This is a genomic window from Aquimonas voraii (assembly GCF_900101825.1).
GTDB classification, from domain to species: Bacteria; Pseudomonadota; Gammaproteobacteria; order Xanthomonadales; family Xanthomonadaceae; genus Aquimonas; species Aquimonas voraii.
This window is the reverse complement of record NZ_FNAG01000001.1, coordinates 795,906-809,726: the sequence shown is the minus strand read 5'-3', so window position 1 is coordinate 809,726 and position 13,821 is coordinate 795,906. Positions and strand designations below refer to the sequence as shown.

Here is a 13,821-nt window from a genome sequence, read left to right as displayed (position 1 = left end):
CGCGCCCCCTTCGCTTCTCTCAAGGGGAGAGGGAGCGCCGAATCTCTCCGCTGCCGCCCGAACGCCGTAGCCGCGCGAGCACCCACCCGCCCTGCCCCTCAGGCGCTCTGCGAATCCCGAATCCCCAATCCCGAACCCCCGCTCCCAATGAAAACCCTCTGCGTCTACTGCGGCTCCAACGCCGGCAACGACCCCCGCTACGCGGCCGCCGCCGTCAGCCTCGGCAAGCGCATCGCCGCGGAAGGCATGGGCCTGGTGTATGGCGGCGGCAATGTCGGCTTGATGGGCATCGTCGCCGACGCCGTACTCGAAGCGGGTGGCGAGGTCATCGGCGTCATTCCCGAGCACCTGATGCGCTGGGAAGTTGCGCACAAGGGCCTCACTCGCCTCGAAGTGGTCGGCTCCATGCACGAGCGCAAAGCGCGCATGTTCGACCTCTCAGACGGATTCATCGCCCTGCCCGGCGGCTTCGGCACGCTCGATGAGATGTTCGAAATGCTCACCTGGCGTCAGCTCGGTCTGGGCGACCGGCCCTGCGCCTTTCTGGATGTTGCCGGCTTCTATAGCCCGCTGCTGCAAATGATCGACCGCATGGTCGAGACCCGCTTCCTGCACCCCGACCAGCGCCGCGACCTCTGGCATGGCGAGGACATCGACGCTCTGTTCGCCTGGCTGCGCGCCTACACGCCCGCCAAGGCCGACAAGTGGATGGACGAGAAGCGCCGGCGGGAACTGCGCTGACAACAGAACAGCAGCGTCAGTCCCCGCGCGGCCCGCCATCGCCGAAATCGGAATCCGCCGCTTCTGTGCGGCGCGGCTTGCGCCTGCCAGCGCCGGCACCCTCGCCACCATCCTGCAGGGTCACCCCCAGGGCAACTCGCCACGCCGCCTGCCCTGTCCGCGCGCCCAACGAAACCAGCGCACGAGGCCAGTGGGCGAGGCAGCCACACCCCTTCTGCGCATCGGGAAGCCCGAGCGCGAATGGGCGAGGCGAACAAGCGCGACAGCGCGCCGCGCCCTGCGGCCAGACTCAATACGACCGCATCAACCAGTACTCATCGCGCTCACCCACCCGCTCGAAACCGTGCCGGGTGTAAAAGCGCTGCGCACCGGCGTTCACTTTCAACACCTGAAGTTCGACGCTGCGGCCCATGGCGCGAGCCTGAGCAAGGAGATCCGTGAGGACGGCGCTGCCGAGGCCTTGCCCCTGCGCCTGCGGACGCAGGTAAAGGCGGGCGAGGAACAAATCGGTAGGGCGCCAACGCAAGGCGCGCAGGCCCAGCACTTCATTCCCCCGGACGATGAAGTCCTGCTCGCTGGGGTTGAAGGTCCGTGCGTGCCGTTCACGCTGCTCCGCCTCGCTCCACGGGCCCCACGTCTGCTCGATGTAGGCGCGCATGGCTTCACGGGTCAGGACGTAGGCCTGCTCGCGCTCCTCCCAGTCGATCGGTCGTAGCGTGAAATGCGGACGCTTCGGGGCTGTCATGGGTGATTCTTGGCCGTGCCGGTGGGTCAGGTTCGCGCAATCGAGCCGGCGCTGCACCCCATCCGGCGGAATGTCGCGTATGCAGACGGCTCGACAGCCGCAGCATTCCATGAGCTCACGTGCTGCGCTGCAAAGGCCGTCACGCGTCGCCATTCAGCTGCAACACGCAGCGGCTACGGTTTGGCAGCAGAGCGGTTTGCGGCGTCGCAGAACGTGCGGCAGTGCAGCAGTCTCAGGGCTCGGCGAGGGCTCGTGCAGCGCGTCATGTCTATTCATTGACGTTGTTCGCAACCCGACGCTAGCGTACGGCGCGGCCTCGGGGGGAACGCCTGCAATGGGCGCCGGGCCGCGTTGGTCGAGTGAACACAAGCGGGGCGAACAGCCCTGCGTCGCACACCACACATCGAGGGGAACACCATGCACACGCGACTCCGCGGACTTGTCCGCAGCGGCCTGCCCGCGCTCGGGCTGCTGGCGCTCAGCGCCAGCGCCTTCGGAAGCACCCTGAACCAAAACGTCAGCTGGACCGTCGATCGCGCCGGCACCAGCACCAAGTACCGGGTCGTCGCCTACGGCGACTCGATCTATGCGGGCTACAACGGCTCGGTGACGAACGCTGCGCGCTACTCGGCGCCCACCGTGCAGTCCGAGTACCTGGCGGCACAGTGGAACGCGGACATCGAGAACATCCGTCGGGCCAAATCCGGGGCAATCGCCTCCGACGTCTACCAGAACAAGATCGTGGCCGAGCGCAGCTACATGCAGGCGGCCTCGACCCGGGTGGTGACCTTCGAGATGTGCGGCAACGACGGCCTGCAGGCACGCTCGGCCTTCAAGTCGCAGACCGGCACCTGCAACTACAGCGGGCTGACCAATGCGGTGAACCAGTGCAAGACTTACGTGGCCGCGGCAATGGACTACATCAATGCCAACGCACATCCGAACACCCGGCTCAAGGTCATCAGCAACCTGTACTACCCGGGCTTCAACGCCGACAACGTGCAGAGCAGTTGCCGCGACCCCAACACCGGCGCCACCGTCAACCTGCGCGATCGCTTCCTGCCAGCGCTGGTGACGATGAACTACTGGATGTGCGAGTACGCGCGCCAGAAGGGCTTCCAGTGCAACGACAGCTTCGCCCAGTACATGGGCGCGGACTACGACAGCAATGGCGACGGCCGTGTCGATTCGGAAGCGTTGCGCTACGTGCCGGGCGAGAGCGAGGCCAGCTATGTCGGCCGCATCACGGGCGCATTGCGTCCGACCCTGCGCGATGCCAACACGCACTTCGTCTCGGCCAGCACCAGCTATGACTACATCCAGTCCGACGATGTGCATCCGACCTTCACCGGCGGCACGGTGAGAGCGGGTCTGCTTGGCGGCAGCACCGGCAGCGGCGCGGCGCGCTATACCAGCTTCCCGAGCGGCCGCAGCCCGATCTGGAACCAGCTGGGTCATGAGCGCATGGGCTGGGGCCTGTCGGTCTACAACCCGGTCGCACCCTGAGCCTGCGATCGCGAAACCCGAGGCCCATGCAGTCCCCGCAGCCGCCTTCGAGCACACCGCAGTCCGCCCGCGAGGGCGGGCTGCGCGTGTCCGCCATCGAGGCTCGGCGCGGACGCTACCAGCGAGGCGCGTGGCTGCTGCTGGCGCTTGCGGCGATCCTCGCCGGGCCGCTGTGGCTGCTGTTCAAGCCGGGCGCTGAGTCGAGTGGCACGACAACCGGCAGCACCGCGCCAGCACCGGCGAGCGCACCTTTGCCCGCCGGCGCGACCGCAGAGGCGGAGCCCGCTGGCAAGCCAAGCGCCGCGATGCCCGCCCCGGCGCCACGCGCACCAGCACCGCCCGCCCTGCCCGTCGTGGACGACACCGACTTGCCCAGCCTCGACCCCAATGACCTCGCCGCGCACTACCGCCCGGGCGACCCCGTGCCCACCGGAGCCGAGGTGATCCGCGCCCTGCACGAGGCCGGTATCCACGAGGGCCTGGGCGCCTTCAATCCTCCGGGGACGGTGCCGCTGATGCCGGGCATCGTCGTGCCCGACGACTTCGTGCTGCCGCCCGGCTATGTGCGCCACTACCAGGTCACGGACGAGGGCGAGATGCTGCCGCCGGTGCTGATGTTCTCGCCCGACCACGACTGGCGCGATGGCAGCGGCCAACCGCTGCCGGACGATCGTCTGGTGCCGCCGGAAATGGCACCGCCCGGCATGCCGATCGAGCCATTGCCCCTGCCCGAGCCGCCGCAGGGTTGAACGCGTGGACCGTCCCGCGCGCCGCAGCCTGCGGCGAACGCCTGCTCCGTCTCCTGCAGCCCGTTCCTCACGCGCTTGCCACGCCGGGCGAGAACCTTGGCAGCGCAGACCAGCTGCCGTGACAGACACTCGATGAAGACGACCACGACCCGCCTTGGAGGCGCCCTTTCGGCGCTGGCGGCGATCGCACTCAGCGCGCTGCTGCTCGGCCTCTACGCCCGCGGCGGCCTCGCATGGCCTTTGGGCTTCGTGCTGCTGGTGCCCTGGCTGTGGGCCCTGCAACGCGTGCGGAACCACGCGCAGGCACTGCTGCTGGGCGCGGCGTTGTCGGTCGGCTACGTGCTGGCGGCGCTGTACTGGTTCGCGCCCGCTGTCGCCAGCTACACCGGATGGCCGCTGCCGGTGGCGCTGGCGGCACTGGCGCTGGCCGCGCCGCTGCTGCAGCCGCAGTGCATCGCCTATGCGCTGGTGGGGAGTCTTGCCGCCCGCCGTCACGGTCCGGTGGTGACAGCCCTTGCGGCGGCCTCCGCCTGGGTCGCCAGCGAAGCACTGCTGCCGAAGCTGCTGGGCGACACCCTTGGCCATGGCCTGCAGCCCTCGTCGCTGTTGCGCCAGTCGGCCGATCTCTGGGGTGCCGCCGGGCTCAGCTTCGTGCTGCTGCTGGTCAATGCGGCCGCCTTCGAGGCGCTGCGCCGCACGCGCGACACAGGGCCGGCGCGCGCGTGGCGCAAGCCGCTGATCCTGGCCCTCGCGCTGCCCCTTGCTCTCGCGCTGTACGGCCTCTGGCGCAGCCACGACCTTGCGCTCGATCCGCCGGCCGAAGCCGCTCGTCTGCGGGTGGCGATGGTGCAGTCGAACCTCACCCGCTATGAGGAGCTGCGCCGCGAGATTGGCGCCTATGCGGTGGTGCGCAGGGTGCTCGACACCCACTACGCGCTGTCGGACCGGGCCATCGCCGAACAGCGTGCGGATGCCCTGCTGTGGTCGGAGACCGTTTATCCCACGCCCTTCGGGCATCCGCGCAGCGCCGACGGCGCCGAACTGGATCGCGAGATCGAGGCCTATGCGCGCAGCCGAGGCGTGCCGCTGGTCTTCGGCACCTACGACATCGACGGCGCCGGCGAGTACAACGCCGCCGCCTTCCTCGACCCCGAACGCGGCCTGCTGGGCTACTACCGCAAGACGCATCCCTTCCCGCTCACCGAACACGTGCCGGGCTGGCTCGACGGCGAGGCCCTGCGTCGCGCCCTGCCCTGGGCCGGCACCTGGCAGGCAGGCCACGGCCCGCGCGTGATGCCGCTGCGCACCTCCGACGGCCGCGAGGTCAACGTGCTGCCGCTGATCTGCCTGGATGCGGTGCATCCACAGCTCGGCATCGATGGCGCACGCCTGGGCGCGCAGGCCATCGTCGGCCTGTCGAACGACGCCTGGTTCACCCAGTGGCCGCAGGGCGCCGCGCTGCACCTCGCGGTCGCCAGCTTCCGCAGCATCGAGACCCGGCTGCCACAGCTGCGCGTCACCACCAACGGCATCAGCGCGGTGATCGATGCACGCGGCGAGATCGTGGCGCGCACCGCGATGGGCGAGGCCGCGGTGCTGGTCGGCGAGCTCGCGGCCCACGATCCGCCGCCGACCCTGATGCTGCGCCTCGGCGACTGGGTGGGACCTGCGGGCCTGCTGTTCCTCGCCCTGCTTGCCGGACATGCGCTGTGGCACACGCTGGCGGCGCGCTGTCCGCGCGCGGCCGATGCCTCGATCGAACAGCAGCTCGCCACTCATGGCCTGCCCGTACTCGTGCTGGGCCGCTTTGCCCGCGCCTTGATGTGGCAGGCTCAGTGCCTGCTCGCGCTCGGGCTCGCCTGGATGGCCTTCAGGATGCTGGCGATCGACGATCTGCAGGTGGCATCGCTGAGGCCGCTGCTGCATTTCGCATTCACGGTCGCAGCGCCCGCCTTCGCACTTGGGGCGCTGCAGCGTGCCTTTTCCGGCCGCGCCTTCCTGCATGAGGGGCGGCTCAGCATCGATGCAGGTACGCGCCACATCGAGCTGCCGCTGGCTGCACTTGCCGCAGCCCAGACTTGGCGCCTGCCGATGCCCGGCCCCGGCCTCAGGCTGCGCACGCACGCGGGCGAGAGTCTCCATCTCGCCCTGCCCTCGCCCTCGGGTTTCATCGCCGCGCTCGCCCGCGAGGGCGCGCCGCTGCCACAGCAGAGTGGTCCCCCGAGCCTGCTGCAGGCCTGGGCCGAGCAGCGCCAGCGCGGCCGCCACCGCTGGCTCGACGCGGCCTGGCTCAAGCTCGGCCTGTTCCCGCTGCTGCCCGCGCTGGTGGCTTTCCACCTGCACCAGGTGATCGCCTTCGGCGGCCCCTTCGGCGAGTGGCTCACCTTCGGCTTCGGCGCCTGGTTCAAGGCGCTGCTGCTGTGGTGGGCTTCATGGGTGCTGGGCCTCTGCCTGTTCGCGGCAGCCTTGCGCCTGCTGGCCGAAGCGGTGGCGCTGGCCTCGCTGCTGCTGCAGGGCCTCGTTGCCGGCCCTGCGGCGGGCACGCCTGCCTCGCCCGGCCGCGGATCGGGCAGGGACAGCGCAGCGCCAGCGCTGCGTCGCGGGATCGAGTGGAGCCTGCGGGCGATCCATTACCTCGGCGTCCCGCTCTGGCTGCTGCTGCGCGTGCTGTGAGGCCAGCTGTTGCCGTGCTCAGGAGCGGGGCGCGTACAGGTCGGCCTCGCCCGGCGGCCGCGTCTTGAAGCGCTTGACGCCCCAGTCGTAGGCTTCGGGCGCCGTGCGCACGCGGGCTTCGACCCAGGCCGTGTAGCGCTGGGCCGCCCGCAAGCCGTCGCGACCGGGAAAGTCCAACAGCGGAGGCTCGAAGCGGAGCGCGTAGCGCCCGTCGGCCAACGGCCGCGCCCAGGTCGGGACAATGACGCCACCGGCGCGGCGCAGCAGCGCCGGCATCGAATCCAGCGTGGAGGCCGCTACGCCAAAGAACGGGGCGAAGGTGTTGCGGGTGCGCACATTGACATCCGGCGTGTAGACCACCGCCTCACCGCGACGCACGGCGGCGCAGAAGCCATGCAGGTCGCTGCGCGCGAGCACGCCGCCGAGGTGCTGGCCCCGCCGAGCATTGATCTCGGCGTCCACGGCTGCCGCACGGAACGCGCGCACGATCGGCCGCACCGGCACGCCCGCAAGTTCGCGGATCGCGCGCATGTGCAGTTCGCTGCCGTGGAAGTGCGCGCCGAGGATCACCACCCCGCGCTCCTGTGCCAGCGCCTGGCGCAGATGCTCCAGCCCCTCCAACTCGTAGTTCTCGGCCAGGCGCAGCTCGTCGGCATACCAGGCCACGCAGGCGTCGAGCAGGCCCTTGAGGTTGGCGGCCAGGTTGTCCCGCAGCAATGCCTCCCGCTCCCGTTCTGGAAGCTCGGGGAAGCACAGGCCGAGATTGCGGCGGGCGATGCCGCAGCGCTTGGACGCGAGCAGGGTCGCCAGCGGCGCCAACCGGCGCGCCATGGCAAGGCGCTGCAGCGGTGTCCTGCGCGCCACGCCAGCTGCCAGCCAGCGCAGCAGGCGCACTTTCAGGGCGGGCTTCATCGCGATCGTCCGCGGGGCATCGCTGCGCCCCGCAGCGGGTCGGCACCAGCCCCCCGGGTAGGCGTGTGGAGTCGGTTCATCCCCGAAGGGTAGCGGAACCCGAAGGGCCGTCCTTGTGCGCGCATCGCGGCTGCGGGGCGGCCCCGCGCCTGTCGGTGCACGGCTGCGGCGCCGGTGTCCGGTAGCCCCCCCCGTTTGGACGCACGAGGCACCCGTCGCTGGCAGGCAACCGTCAGCAGGGGTCTGCGCTCACTCTGCGTACGCGGGGTGCGCCGATGCCAGTCAGCGCAGACGTCCTGCCTGCAGGCACCACCTCGCGCCAGTGCCGTGCGCTGGCCTACACTCGGGCCTCTTGCGAACGGAGGATGGCCATGCTGCAGCCGAACTATCCGCACTACATCGGCAGTCGTGCGGAAGCACCGAACGCGCAGCTGGAGGTGCTCGACAAGTTCAGCGGCGAGGTGGCCGCGCGGGTTCCGCTGGCTTCGGCGCAGGACGTGGAGCGCGCCATCGCCGCGGCCCATGCGGCGGCGCCGGCCATGGCCGCCTTCAAACCCTGGCAGCGGCAGGCCGCGCTGGAACACTGCGTGCGCCGCTTCCGCGAGCGCGCCGACGAACTGGCGCTGGCCCTGTGCATCGAGGCCGGCAAGCCGATCAAGGACGCCCGCGGCGAAGTCACTCGCCTGATCGACACCTTCCGCATCGCCGCCGAGGAATCGGTGCGCATCGGCGGCGAAACGCTGAACCTCGAGATCTCCGCGCGCGGCAACGGCTACCGCGGCTTCACCCGTCATGCCCCGATCGGCCCCTGCAGCTTCATCACGCCCTTCAACTTTCCGCTCAACCTGGTAGCGCACAAGGTCGCGCCGGCCATCGCCGCCGGCTGCCCTTTCGTGCTGAAGCCCGCGCCGCGTACGCCGATCGGTGCGCTGATCATCGGCGAGATCCTCGCAGAGACCGATCTGCCGCGGGGTGCGTTCTCGATCCTCAACTGCAGCAACGACGACGCCGCGCCGTTGATCGAGGACGAGCGCTTCAAGCTGCTGTCGTTCACCGGCGGCGCGGTCGGCTGGGACTTCAAGCTGCGCGCCGGGCGCAAGAAGGTCACGCTGGAACTCGGCGGCGATGCCGCCTGCATCGTCGATGCCGAACCCGGCGTGGCGCTCGAGCACGTGGTCGATCGCCTCGTCTTCGGCGCCTACTACCAGAGTGGCCAGAGCTGCATCAGCGTGCAGCGCATCCTGGTGCACGACAGCCTGTATGCCGCCCTGCGCGAGAAGCTGATCACCCGCGTCGAGCGGCTGAAGATGGGCGATCCGCGCGAAGAAGACACCTTCATCGGCCCGCTGATCGATCACGCTGCGGCCGAGCGCATTGAAGAGTGGATCCGCGAAGCCAAGGCCGGCGGCGCGCGCGTTCTCGCCGGCGGCGAGCGCCGCGGCAATCTGCACGCGGCAACCCTGCTGCAGAACGTGCCGGCCGACTGCCGCCTGGCCCGCGAAGAAGCCTTCGGCCCGGTGGCCTACCTTGAGCCCTTCAGCGACTTCGACGCCGCCATCGCCCGCGTCAACAGCTCGCGCTACGGCCTGCAGGCGGGGGTCTTCACCCGCGACATCCAGCGCGCCTTGCGCGCCTGGGAGCAGCTGGAGGCCGGCGGCGTAATCGCCGGCGACGTGCCCAGCTTCCGCATGGACAACATGCCCTACGGCGGCATCAAGGCCAGCGGCCTTGGTCGCGAAGGCGTGCGTTGGGCCATCGAAGACATGAGCGAAACCCGGCTGCTCGTGCTGAAGGACTGGAACGGCTGAAGCCCAGAGCCCCATCCACATCCCGGCCAGCCCACAACTGCAACCGCCGCGGGCGAGCACGGCCGCGCGGCGCGTGACTCGCACGGGTTACGAATCCGCGACAGTCGACGCCGCGCCCGCAACGGGCTGCTGTGCTGAAATGCGAGGTCCGCGCTCGCCTTGCCGCCGCAGCTGCGCCCTCTCCTGACAGGATGTCCCCATGCGTATTCCACTCCGATTCGCAGCCGCGCTCGCCTGCGTGCTGTGTGTCCTGCTGATCCTGCGCGCCGCCCACGCGCAGCCCCATGCCGCGCCCTCGGCAACCCCCGCCCCCAACCGCATCGAACTGCAGCCGATCGAAGCCCTTACCCTGCCGGATCGCCAGAGCGCCAGCGCCACCGTGCTGGCGCCGAACGATGCGCTGATCGCCGCCGAGGTCGCGGCCGCCGTGGCCACGGTGCACGTCGAGGCCGGTCGCGAGGTCGAAACCGGCGCGCTGCTGATCAGTCTCGATGAGCGCGATGCGCGGCTGGGGCTGCAGCAGGCCGAAGCCCAGCTCAAGGCGGCGCAGGCGCGACTGACGCTGGCGACCCAGCGCGCCGAGCGCGGGCGCAGCCTGCGGGCCGAGCGCCACATCAGCGAGGACGAACTGCTGGCGCTGGAGACGGGCCTCGATGCCGCAAAGGCCGATGTCGATCTGGCGCGCGCCGCCCGCGATGCGGCGGCGAGACAGCTGGAGAAATGCCGCGTCCGCGCGCCCTTTGCCGGCGTGGTGCTGGAGCGCCAGGCCCAGGTGGGTGCGCTGGCAGCGCCGGGCACGCCGCTGCTGCGTCTGGTCTCCACCGCGGCACCCGAGGTCGAGGCCCAGCTTGCACCCGAGGCCGCGAACCGGCTCGAAGAAGGGCGCGACTTCGCCTTCGTGTCGACAGGCCGACGCTATCCGCTGCGGCTGGAAGCGCTGTCGCCCCTGCTGGAGCGCAGTGCCCGCACCCGGCTCGCGCGCTTCGCCTTCACCGGCGAGGCCGCCCCTGCCGGCAGCACCGGACAGATCGAGTGGACGACGGCCGCCCTGCTGCTGCCGGCCGAGCTGATGGTCAAGCGCGGCGGACGGCTCGGTGCCTTCATCGACCAGGCGGGGGCCGCCCGCTTCGTGCCGGCCCCGGATGCCCAGGAAGGTCGGCCGTTCCGCCTTGAGGTGCCGGCCGGCACCCGCGTCGTCAGCCAGGGCCAGCAGGGCCTGAACGAAGGTGACGCGCTGCCGGTGTCCGCGCCATGAGGCTGCTGGAACGCTTCATCACCCACCATCCACTGGCCAACATCGCGTTTGCGGTGGTGCTGGTCATGGGCGCGATCGCCTACGCGACGATGCCGCGCGAGCAGGACCCGGAGATCAACTTCAACTGGCTGAACGTCAGCACCGCCCTGCCCGGCGCGTCGGCCGAGGACGTCGAAGCCAAGATCACCAATCCGCTGGAAGACGCCCTGCGCAACGTCCAGGACGTGCGCTGGGTGATCAGCTCCTCGCGCGAGGGCGTCAGCAACATCCTGGTGCGCTTCCGCGAGATCGACGAGCGCACTTTCGACAAGCGGGTCAACGACGTGCGCCGCGAGATCCAGAACAAGGCCAATGCCGAGCTGCCGGTGGAGGCGCTGGACCCCGACATCCTCGAGATCACCACGGCCAATGGCTTTCCCACCGCGATGGTGGTGCTGCGCGGCCAGGCCGACGACGAGCACCTGCGCTTCGCCGCGCGCAGCGTGCGCGAGGACATCGAGCGCATCAGCGGCGTCGACCGCGTGCTGGCGCTGGGCTTTCGCGACCCCGAGCTGCGCGTCGAGTTCGACCCGCAGCAGCTGGCCGCGCGCGGAATCCACGCGGTACAGCTGTCGGATGCGCTGCGCGGCTGGTTCCGCGACGTCTTCGCCGGCAAGCAGGATGCCAGCGACGCCGAGTGGCTGGTGCGCGTGGCCGGTGCGGTGCCCGACGTCGAGCGTCTCGCCGGCTTCGAGCTGCCGCTGGCGAACGGCGCCGCGGTGCGGCTGGACACACTCGCCGAAGTGCGGCGGATCAGCCAGCGGCCACGCCAGCTGGTCGGCACCGAGGGCCAGCCGGCCGTGCTGCTGTCGGTCACCAAGATCGGCGGCAGCAATACGCTGGAGCTGGTCGACCGCCTGCGCGACTACGTCGAGCGCAAGAACGCGGTGCTCGCCGGCACCGGCCTGTCGCTGGTGCTGAGCGACGACCAGTCCATCCCGACCCGCGACGCGCTGGCGATCATGCAGGACAACGCCCTGGTCGGCCTGATCCTGGTGCTCGGCGTGTGCTGGCTGTTCCTCGGCTCGCGCATCTCGACCATGGTGGCGCTGGGCGTGGTGTTCTCCATCGCCGGCACCTTCATCCTGCTGGACATCACCGGCAACTCGCTCAATGTGTCGGTGCTGCTCGGCATCGTGATCGTGCTGGGCATGCTGGTCGACGATGCGGTGGTGGTGGTCGAGGCCATGTACTACCGCATGCAGCGCGGCACCGAGGCCGTGCAGGCGGCGGTGGAAAGCCTGCGCGAGGTCGGCCTGCCGGTGCTGGCGGCGGTGTCGACCACCATGGCCGCCTTCCTGCCGCTGATGCTGCTGCCGGGCATCCTCGGCAAGTTCATGTTCGTCATTCCCTTCGTGGTCACCGTAGGCTTGGCGGTGAGCTTGATCGAGGCCTTCTGGATGCTGCCCGCGCACGTCACCGCGATGGGCAGCAAGGCGCTGAGCCGTTCGCGCAGCCAGGCCTGGCGCGAGCGCTGGACGCATGCGCTGCGGGTCAAGTACACGCGCGCACTGATCCACGTCATGCGCCGCCCGGCGCGGTACTTGAGCGGCGCCTTCGCCCTGTTCCTCGCCACCCTGGGCCTGATCGTGCTCGGGGCGGCCTTCAACATGGGCCCGGTGCGCTTCAACTTCTTCGCCTTCGATCCGATCCGGCTGTTCTATGTCAACGTCGACCTGCCGCCGACCACACCGATCGAGGAGAGCATCGCCCACACCCTGACCGTGGAGCAGATCGTGCGCCGCCATCTGCGCGAGGGCGAGGCGCGCTCGGTGGTGTCGATGGCCGGCATCAAGTTCACCGACGTGGAGCCCGTCTACGGCGATCGCTACGGCCAGATCGCGGTCTCGCTGAACCCCGCCACCGACGACTCGCGCCTGATCGACGAGATCATCGAGGGCATGCGCAGCGACATCGAGAACGCGCCGGTGCCGGCGCAAATGTCCTTCTTCAAGCTGAGCGGCGGCCCGCCCACCGGCAAGGCGATCAGCGTCAAGGTGCGCGCGGACGATCCCGCCGAACTCGCAGCCGCCGCCGAGGCGGTCAAGCGGATCATCGGCGGCATTGAAGGCGCCCGCGACATCAGCGACGACTCCAGCCCCGGCCGCAGCGAGCTCAAGCTGGAAGTGGACGTGGCGGCCGCGCGCGAGGCGGGGCTGGATCCCTCCGCAGTCGCGCGACTGGTGCGCCTGCACGTCGACGGCGAGGTGGTCGCCGATCTGCGCGACCGCGGCGAGAAGGTCGAGCTGCGCGTCCAGGCCCGGCCGCAGCGACTCGACCGCATCGAAGCCCTGCTGGCGCAGCCGGTCGCCCTGCCCGGCGGTGGCACGACGGTACTGGGCACTCTGGTGATGCATGAGACGCGCATCAGCGCCGACCTGACCAAGCACTGGAACTTCCGCCGCGCGATCACCGTGGAGGCCGATCTGGATCTGTCGGTGAACAATGCGGTAGCGGCGGCGCAGACCCTGCGCGAGCAGTGGGAGACGGTGCGCGCGGCCTATCCGAACGCCGACCTCGACTTCTCCGGCCAGCTGGACGACATCAACGAATCGCTGGCGGCCATGGGGCCGCTGAGCCTGCTGGGCATCGGCCTCATCTATCTGATCCTGGCCGCGCAGTTCCGCAGCTACTGGCAGCCCTTCCTGATCCTGGTCACCGTGCCGCTGGCCCTGGTCGGGGTGACGCTCGGCGTGGTCGTCTCGGGCAATCCGGTCTCGCTGTACACCATGTACGGCGCGATCGCCCTGATCGGTATCTCGGTGAACGGCGCCATCGTGCTGATCGACGCCGCCAACCAGCGCCGCGCCGCCGGCATGCGCACCTTGCACGCGGCCATCTATGCCGCGCGTCGGCGCGTGGTGGCGATCGCCATGACCACCGGCACCACCATCGCCGGCCTGTTTTCGCTGGCCATGGGCTTCGCCGGTGAAAGCCTGCTGTGGGGTCCCGTGGCCTCGGCCATCGTCTGGGGTCTGGCCTTCTCCAGCGTGCTGACCCTGTTCGTGGTGCCGGTGCTGTACCGGCAGTTCATGAAGGGCTTGCCGCCAGGGCGGGCGCACAGCGGCAGCGCGCTGGCCTGACGGGGAAGAGGACGGCGCGAGGCGCCTGAACCGTGCACGCGAGAAGGTGCGCGCTCCTTGGCACGGGACCCTCTGCCGGGGTCTTGCGCGATGCGCGGTGGGCTCGCGATACGCGCTCGAAGCGGGTGCAGACCGGGGCGGATGAGCGACGTCGCGAGGGGCGGGCTACGGTGGGCCGGGGCCCACCCTGTCCGAAGACGAGTCCTGTCGCGAGAGGCTTCGATCGGATTGGACACCCCGAACGCGACACCGAATTCGTCGGAGCGTGTCGTTTCGCCCGCGCAATCGCGTGTCCGTGGATGTGCCCGGC

The 13,821-nt window shown here is 70.0% G+C and carries 9 protein-coding genes; 7 read left to right on the top strand and 2 right to left on the bottom strand.

Annotation, left to right across the window (positions count from 1 at the left end; all coding sequences use genetic code 11):
- Positions 1-147: 147 nt before the first annotated feature.
- Entirely contained in the window at positions 148-741 is a 594-nt protein-coding gene (locus tag BLP83_RS03405) for an LOG family protein (RefSeq protein ID WP_091238824.1), read from the top strand.
- Positions 742-1,030: 289 nt separating this feature from the next.
- Here BLP83_RS03405 and BLP83_RS03400 read toward each other — a convergent pair whose 3' ends face one another.
- A complete protein-coding gene (locus BLP83_RS03400; RefSeq protein ID WP_176763991.1) occupies positions 1,031-1,486 on the bottom strand; it encodes a GNAT family N-acetyltransferase in 456 nt (151 codons plus the stop codon).
- Between the two features lie 417 nt (positions 1,487-1,903).
- Between BLP83_RS03400 and BLP83_RS03395 the strand changes: the two genes are divergently transcribed.
- The 3 genes from BLP83_RS03395 (at position 1,904) to lnt (ending at position 6,414) form a co-directional block, all read left to right on the top strand.
- Complete coding sequence (locus tag BLP83_RS03395; RefSeq protein ID WP_091238818.1) at positions 1,904-2,992, top strand: SGNH/GDSL hydrolase family protein; 1,089 nt, start codon at positions 1,904-1,906, stop codon at positions 2,990-2,992.
- Positions 2,993-3,018: 26 nt separating this feature from the next.
- The gene (locus BLP83_RS03390) at positions 3,019-3,741 is read left to right on the top strand and encodes a hypothetical protein (protein WP_091238815.1); all 723 of its coding nucleotides are present in this window, start codon (positions 3,019-3,021) and stop codon (positions 3,739-3,741) included.
- Positions 3,742-3,873: 132 nt separating this feature from the next.
- The gene (gene lnt / locus BLP83_RS03385; RefSeq protein ID WP_091238812.1) at positions 3,874-6,414 is read left to right on the top strand and encodes an apolipoprotein N-acyltransferase; all 2,541 of its coding nucleotides are present in this window, start codon (positions 3,874-3,876) and stop codon (positions 6,412-6,414) included.
- Between the two features lie 18 nt (positions 6,415-6,432).
- Here the strand turns inward: lnt and BLP83_RS03380 are convergent, their stop codons facing one another.
- Entirely contained in the window at positions 6,433-7,326 is an 894-nt protein-coding gene (locus BLP83_RS03380; protein ID WP_091238810.1) for a lysophospholipid acyltransferase family protein, read from the bottom strand.
- 371 nt (positions 7,327-7,697) lie between these two features.
- On the opposite strand from BLP83_RS03380, the gene BLP83_RS03375 reads away from it, so the two are divergent.
- The 3 genes from BLP83_RS03375 to BLP83_RS03365 all read left to right on the top strand — a co-directional run bounded on the left by BLP83_RS03375 (position 7,698) and on the right by BLP83_RS03365 (position 13,511).
- Entirely contained in the window at positions 7,698-9,134 is a 1,437-nt protein-coding gene (locus BLP83_RS03375; protein ID WP_091239453.1) for an aldehyde dehydrogenase family protein, read from the top strand.
- Between the two features lie 199 nt (positions 9,135-9,333).
- Positions 9,334-10,389, top strand: a complete 1,056-nt coding sequence (locus tag BLP83_RS03370; protein WP_091238807.1) for an efflux RND transporter periplasmic adaptor subunit — start codon at positions 9,334-9,336, stop codon at positions 10,387-10,389.
- Positions 10,386-13,511: an efflux RND transporter permease subunit gene (locus BLP83_RS03365; RefSeq protein ID WP_091238804.1), complete on the top strand. Its 3,126-nt coding sequence runs from the start codon at positions 10,386-10,388 to the stop codon at positions 13,509-13,511. Before BLP83_RS03370 ends, BLP83_RS03365 begins: the two co-directional genes overlap by 4 nt.
- Positions 13,512-13,821: the final 310 nt, after the last annotated feature.

Coding starts and splice junctions, on each gene's coding strand:
- BLP83_RS03405 (WP_091238824.1), top strand. CDS start 148: ATGAAAACCCTCTGCGTCTACTGCGGCTCCAACGCCGGCAACGACCCC.
- BLP83_RS03400 (WP_176763991.1), bottom strand. CDS start 1,486: ATGACAGCCCCGAAGCGTCCGCATTTCACGCTACGACCGATCGACTGG.
- BLP83_RS03395 (WP_091238818.1), top strand. CDS start 1,904: ATGCACACGCGACTCCGCGGACTTGTCCGCAGCGGCCTGCCCGCGCTC.
- BLP83_RS03390 (WP_091238815.1), top strand. CDS start 3,019: ATGCAGTCCCCGCAGCCGCCTTCGAGCACACCGCAGTCCGCCCGCGAG.
- lnt (WP_091238812.1), top strand. CDS start 3,874: ATGAAGACGACCACGACCCGCCTTGGAGGCGCCCTTTCGGCGCTGGCG.
- BLP83_RS03380 (WP_091238810.1), bottom strand. CDS start 7,326: ATGAAGCCCGCCCTGAAAGTGCGCCTGCTGCGCTGGCTGGCAGCTGGC.
- BLP83_RS03375 (WP_091239453.1), top strand. CDS start 7,698: ATGCTGCAGCCGAACTATCCGCACTACATCGGCAGTCGTGCGGAAGCA.
- BLP83_RS03370 (WP_091238807.1), top strand. CDS start 9,334: ATGCGTATTCCACTCCGATTCGCAGCCGCGCTCGCCTGCGTGCTGTGT.
- BLP83_RS03365 (WP_091238804.1), top strand. CDS start 10,386: ATGAGGCTGCTGGAACGCTTCATCACCCACCATCCACTGGCCAACATC.